Origin of the sequence: Micromonospora sp. NPDC047738 (genome assembly GCF_040642675.1) — a bacterium.
Classification (GTDB): Bacteria; Actinomycetota; Actinomycetes; order Mycobacteriales; family Micromonosporaceae; genus Micromonospora.
The window spans coordinates 1-5,371 of the sequence record NZ_JBEYSO010000072.1; the positions used below are offsets into that span (position 1 = coordinate 1).

Genomic DNA, 5,371 nt, shown 5'->3' on the forward strand with positions numbered 1-5,371 from the left:
ATCCGTCAACTCATCCAACGCGCCCGCACGCTCTACCGCTGGGACACCCGACCCACCACCCGCAGGCTCAGGTAACACCTATTGCCGGTCGCTCTTAGGCCGGCCGAACCACGCTCAACTGCTCTCGTTGCCTGTTGCCCGTCGCCGCTCCTCGTGCCACAACTCGTGTCTTCGCATCAGCCATCCAATCCGCAAGACAGCGAACAAGATCAGGAAGCACGCGAACAGTGCGATGGCGAGCACTGCCGCAGTCGGCTGGAAGTGTCCTCCATCGCCCGTCGACCACGTCGGACGGTGTGGCACCGATGGTCAACCCCATGGCGTTAGGAGTCAACCCATACCCCACCAGCATGCGTACTATTCGGCCATTGGCAATGATCAACCTCCATTTCGACCACTGACTGCCCGTCGCACCCTTGAACCGATCATTGACCAATGGCAAGATCCACCTACATCGGGCACTGAAGGACAATTTCCCTATCTCCGAGGAGCATTGCAACTCATGCGTGCACCAAAGCGTCTATTGGCACTCTTATCGACTACCGTTATGGCAGCCGTCCTGGGATTCGCCAGCCCCGCGGCAGCCGCCTACCCTCAAACCGGCTTTGATGTCTACGGTTGTTGCGTCGATTACATCACAGCGGGAAACACCGACGGTGTAATCACTTGGTACAACCGGACGGCATACATTTCCGGTGACGTATACACCGGCGATAGCACTACCGCAACGGCTGTGTTCGAGGCGTTCGCGAGCGACGCAACCAGTTCAAAGATTGAATCGCAAACGAGGACTGTCAGCGGCACCTGGAACAGCAAGCACTTCGGCTTCACCATCGGAGACTCCAACCTCGTGGGTGGCATCCACCGAATCAAGATTACGCTCTGCGACTATAGCGTCGACAGCTGTGGCAGGTCGATCAATTACTACAACCCGTCGTAAAAACTGCCAAAGCGATCCCGCTTTGTAGAGCGATTCGGCATCCTCACTGTCTGCCGTCGACCCGCCATCCTGGAGTGGGTTGCCGCCCAGCCCGCCACGTCAAGCGGACCTTGACTCAGGTCCGGACGCTGGCGGGTCGGGCGGGCTAGGGCCTGTGTCAGGGCTTGAGCTGGCTTGAGGGTCTTCGCGTGTCGGAGATCGAAAATGGGCGAGGTCTCCGGTAGATGGTTCAGCGACCAAAGCAGAACCTGAAACCGGAGACCTCGTGGACACCCTAGCGTTGACGACGCGGTTCGACCTGACTGACGTGCAGTGGGCGGTGTCGGAGCCGTTGCTGCCGGCGCCGAAGCGGCCGGGTCGACCATCGGGAGTAGTTTGGCGGGGTCGAGCCGACCTGCGGTGTGCTGACGATGTACCTGCCGAGAAGGGCATCCGTGCAGGTCGTGAGCCCTCTTGACCTCCAGGCCCGACCTTGGTCTACCACTAACTTGATCTTTACCGTTGCACGTCCGTGACCCCCGGCTGGTCATGCCGACAGCCCCTGGTCGATCACCTTCTTCCCGAGCACTGCGCGTACCAGCTTGGTGATCTGCTGGGTCGGTTCCGCCGTCGGGTCCGGGAATGCCAGGCGGTGCAGCATGATCCCGTCGAGCTGGTCGAGGATCAGCCGGGAGTCTGCGTGCGGGTCGGCCGAGCCCAGGTCGCGCAGCCACTGCGCTGCCCAATCCCGGATCGCCTCGGCGGTCTCGGCGAGCTTCTGGCGCAGCGTCGGCCGGAGCGCAGCCTCCACGAACAAGCTGTACCGTGCCAGCGTCGTCGCCCGTTCTTCGCCGGTGGCCCGGTGTACGAACGCGGCGAGCGCGCTGGCGAGCTCATCCGGCGTGTTGGGGCGCACCAGGCCGGCGATCGTTTCCCATACGGCCTGTTCGCGCATGGCGAAGCGGTCGACAACGGCCTCGACGAGCGCGTCGCGGGTCTTGAAGTAGTTCGAAGTGGAGCCGGCTGGCAGCCCGGCCGCAGCATCGACGGCGCGGTGCGTGAGGTGGCGGACGCCCTGGCCGCCGAGGATCGCGATGGCGGCGTCGAGCAGTTGCTCTTGACGGGTCGGCATGCTACGGACACTACATCAGTAGTCTGTGGACTACATCTGTAGTACGTTGAGGACATGAAGGGAACCGTGGCGATCATCGGAGGTGGCATCGGCGGGCTCGCCGCCGCCGTCGCGTTGGACCAGCGTGGCTGGCGCCCCACCGTGTACGAGCGAGAGCCCGACCTGTCGGGTGCCGGCACCGCGCTGGGGATCTGGCCCGCGGCGCTGCGCGCGCTGGACACAATCGGCCTCGGTGACCGGGTCCGTACACTGGGCCAGCCCCAGCGTGCCGGCACGTTTCAGCGGCTCGACGGTGGGCGCATCGCCGCCATCGACGTCGCCAAGCTTGAGCGGCGCACCGGCGACCCGGTCATCCTGCTGTCCCGGCCGGCGCTGCTTGCCCTGTTGTGCGAGGCGGTCGATCCGTCGGTGCTGCGGTTCGCCACACCGGTACGCGACCTCGATCCGCTGCGCCGGGAGCATGACCTCGTCGTCGCGGCGGACGGGATCTTCAGCCGGGTCAGGGTGGGACTGTTCGGCGCCGGCTGGCGCGCGCGGTACACGGGAAAAACCGCGTGGCGTGGCTGGCTCGACGGCATGGCGACCAAGGCGTTCACCGAAACCTGGGGGGCGGGTGCGAAGTTCGGCGTGACGCCACAGGAGGGCGACCGGACGAACTGGTACGCCACCACCACGGCACCGGAGGGTGCGTTCTCGCCCGGAGCCGAGCTCGCCGAGCTGCGTTCCCGTTTCGGGGACTGGGCGGCCCCGGTAGGGCCGATTCTCGACGCGATCCGCGAGGACGGCATCCTGCGCCACGATCTGTACGCGGTGCCGCGCCTGGCGTCTTTCGTGCGGCACAACGTCGCGCTGATCGGCGACGCGGCGCACGGCATGCCACCTGATCTGGGCCGGGGCGCCTGCGAGGCGCTCATCGACGCCGTCGCACTCGCCGAGGCGTTGGAACGGGCACCGACCGTCGCGGACGGGCTTCAGCGGTACGACCGGCAGCGTCGCCGTACTGTGCAACGGCTGGCGAGCATCGCCGGCGCGGCGGCCGGACTGACCCGCCTGCGGCCACTGTGGCTGCGAGACGCGCTGTTGCGGGCCGCCATGCTCGGCGGCCCGCCGAGTTAGGACGCCTCTCTCGTGCGCGGTTCGTTGGCCGCGTCCTGGAATGTTCAGCCATGATGCAGGCGCAGGAGTTCTACCACTCGGTGTTCGGCGGCGAGATCACAGTCATCACGTAAGGCGACTTCGGGATGCCGAAGGACCTGCCCGACGCCAGCAAGGTCGTCTGGGGCCAGGTCGCGGCCGACGACGGCTTCCACGTCATGGCCTACGACGTGCCCAGCCAGGCCAGAGCCGGCATCGCGCCGACGCCCTCCACGCGCGAGAACGGCATGACGCTGACCGGCGAGCCGTTCTTCGTGTCCGTCCGCGGCGAGACCGTCGAAGAGGTCAGCGCACTGTGGGAAAAGCTGGCCGAGGGCGCCACCGTCGTCGAGGCGTACGGCCCGGCGCAGTGGGCACCCGCGTTCGGGATGCTGACCGACCGCTTCGGCATCACCTGGATCCTCGACGTCGCCGCCCAGTACGCCAACGCCTGACCCAAGCCCACTGGCAACGGGACTTGGCGCGTCGCGTCAGGCCGACGTCAGCTCAGCCGCAGATTGTGCTGTTCGAGGGCGGCCTCGATGATGTTCAATGCTTTCGGCCCCATGCCGTGCAACCTGGCAAGCTCTGCGCGTGGCACACCCGCGAGCTGGCGTAGCGCGGTGTAGCCGGCGGCGTTCAGCGCCCGCGTCGCTGGCGCGCCGATCTTCGGCAACGTGTCAAGGGACGAATTCACCGCTCGATGCTAGACCCTTATCCCACGCCCGATGCACCTGTCGCGTCAGGCGGGGATGCCTGATCATGACGACCGTGTGACCCCGCGATCGGCTTGATGTCTCGGCCGGATATGGTGTCGGACCGACTGCAGGGAGCACGATGGTCGGCGAGCCTGTTCAGCGCACCTTTCCGGACCTTGACCCGGACACATTCTGGGACGACAACGAGTACGCGCTTGGCGCCTACGTCGACGTACCTCCGTCGCCCGCGTTGATTGATTCGGTGGAGGCGGAACTGGGCTACCGGCTGCCGGCGTCGTACGTGACGCTGATGCGGTCGCATAACGGCAAGATACCGCACAACACGTGCTGCCCAGCGCCGAGTCGGACCACGTGGGCCGAAACTCACGTCGCCGTGGACGGCATCATGGGGATCGGACGGGAGAAGCGCTACTCGCTGGCAGGCGAAGCCGGCAGCCGGTTCTGGATCGAGGAATGGGGCTACCCAGCGATCGGCGTGTACTTCGCCACGTGCCCCTCCGCCGGGCACGACATGATCGCGTTCGACTACCGGGACAGCGGTCCTGATGGCGAGCCGCGAGTAGTCCATGTAGACCAGGAGTGGGACTGTCGGATAACAGTGCTGACACCGAACTTCGTGTCCTTTGTGCAGGCCATGCAGCCCGAGAGCGAGTACGACGACGAGGTTTGAGACTCCTGCCCGGCGCACATGCCCGTCAATGCGCGCCGATGCTGCACCGCGATCCAGGTCGATATCGGGACATCGGCTATGTCCGAACGTTGTCGCACCAGTACGCGCCTGGGTCGACGGATACTGGACGCGCCAGCGCCGCGGCGCACTGCCTGCGGCAGATCCGGATGACGACTCGATCTATTGACTGTTCGCCGATGGGAGGATCGATGGTGTGATCGAACTGCCTGAGGGATCTTGGTGGGATTGGGACGTTCTGCACTTCGACGGCTCGCAGCTTCGGTTGGCCGCAGGCCACGACCTGACCTACCACCACGGTCTTGAGGTGGCCTTCACAGACGTCGTATACCTGGCCTGCCCGACCCAGTTCCGGGATCCTCGGTTCCGGGAACCCACCCTCGACGAGCGCGCACTGGTGCGTCGGCACGTAGGTGAAGAACCACCAGTGATCATTGCCTTCGACATCGACGCACCGGCCGAGGATGATCTTCTTACCTGTCTCGTCGCAGCAGGGTCGGTTGAGGTGGTACCCGGCCTGGTCTATCGCTACTGGCGTGACAACCTCGCCGCTGGAGAACGACTGGCCCCGCACGTGGGGCCGCCAGAGCAATCGTAAGGTTCGCACCTCGCCGGAGCCGCAGCTGCTACTGACGGCGACGCCCGCCGCAGCGGAGAGCGCGCACGATCGGCGGCATAGAAAGACGTTCTGCGTGTCGATGCAGGACGTAGGAACGTCCCCCTGATGCGCTTGTCGGGCTTGGTGTCCCATCGCAGGAGGAGGACGTTCATGGGTAACG

The 5,371-nt window shown here is 65.4% G+C and carries 7 protein-coding genes; 5 read left to right on the forward strand and 2 right to left on the reverse strand.

What is annotated here, in order from left to right:
• The first annotated feature begins 547 nt into the window (after positions 1-547).
• Positions 548-940, forward strand: coding sequence for a hypothetical protein (locus ABZ783_RS37250; protein WP_357447899.1), 393 nt, complete (start codon positions 548-550; stop codon positions 938-940).
• A 526-nt stretch (positions 941-1,466) separates the two neighbouring features.
• On the opposite strand, the gene ABZ783_RS37255 is transcribed toward ABZ783_RS37250, so the two are convergent.
• Positions 1,467-2,051, reverse strand: a complete 585-nt coding sequence (locus tag ABZ783_RS37255; protein ID WP_073838102.1) for a TetR family transcriptional regulator — start codon at positions 2,049-2,051, stop codon at positions 1,467-1,469.
• A 54-nt stretch (positions 2,052-2,105) separates the two neighbouring features.
• Here ABZ783_RS37255 and ABZ783_RS37260 point away from each other — a divergent pair, with 54 nt between their 5' ends.
• Both ABZ783_RS37260 and ABZ783_RS37265 read left to right on the forward strand, forming a co-directional pair.
• A complete protein-coding gene (locus ABZ783_RS37260) occupies positions 2,106-3,167 on the forward strand; it encodes an FAD-dependent oxidoreductase (RefSeq protein ID WP_357447903.1) in 1,062 nt (353 codons plus the stop codon).
• A 125-nt stretch (positions 3,168-3,292) separates the two neighbouring features.
• The gene (locus tag ABZ783_RS37265) at positions 3,293-3,640 is read left to right on the forward strand and encodes a VOC family protein (protein WP_357447906.1); all 348 of its coding nucleotides are present in this window, start codon (positions 3,293-3,295) and stop codon (positions 3,638-3,640) included.
• 47 nt (positions 3,641-3,687) lie between these two features.
• On the opposite strand, the gene ABZ783_RS37270 is transcribed toward ABZ783_RS37265, so the two are convergent.
• The gene (locus ABZ783_RS37270; RefSeq protein ID WP_357447909.1) at positions 3,688-3,882 is read right to left on the reverse strand and encodes a DNA-binding protein; all 195 of its coding nucleotides are present in this window, start codon (positions 3,880-3,882) and stop codon (positions 3,688-3,690) included.
• Between the two features lie 140 nt (positions 3,883-4,022).
• On the opposite strand from ABZ783_RS37270, the gene ABZ783_RS37275 reads away from it, so the two are divergent.
• Together ABZ783_RS37275 and ABZ783_RS37280 are read left to right on the forward strand one after the other, a co-directional pair.
• Positions 4,023-4,574 (forward strand): SMI1/KNR4 family protein, encoded by a 552-nt coding sequence (locus ABZ783_RS37275; protein ID WP_357447912.1) that lies wholly within the window; start codon positions 4,023-4,025, stop codon positions 4,572-4,574.
• A gap of 214 nt (positions 4,575-4,788) precedes the next feature.
• Positions 4,789-5,190, forward strand: a complete 402-nt coding sequence (locus tag ABZ783_RS37280; RefSeq protein WP_357447915.1) for a hypothetical protein — start codon at positions 4,789-4,791, stop codon at positions 5,188-5,190.
• The last annotated feature ends 181 nt before the right edge of the window (positions 5,191-5,371 follow it).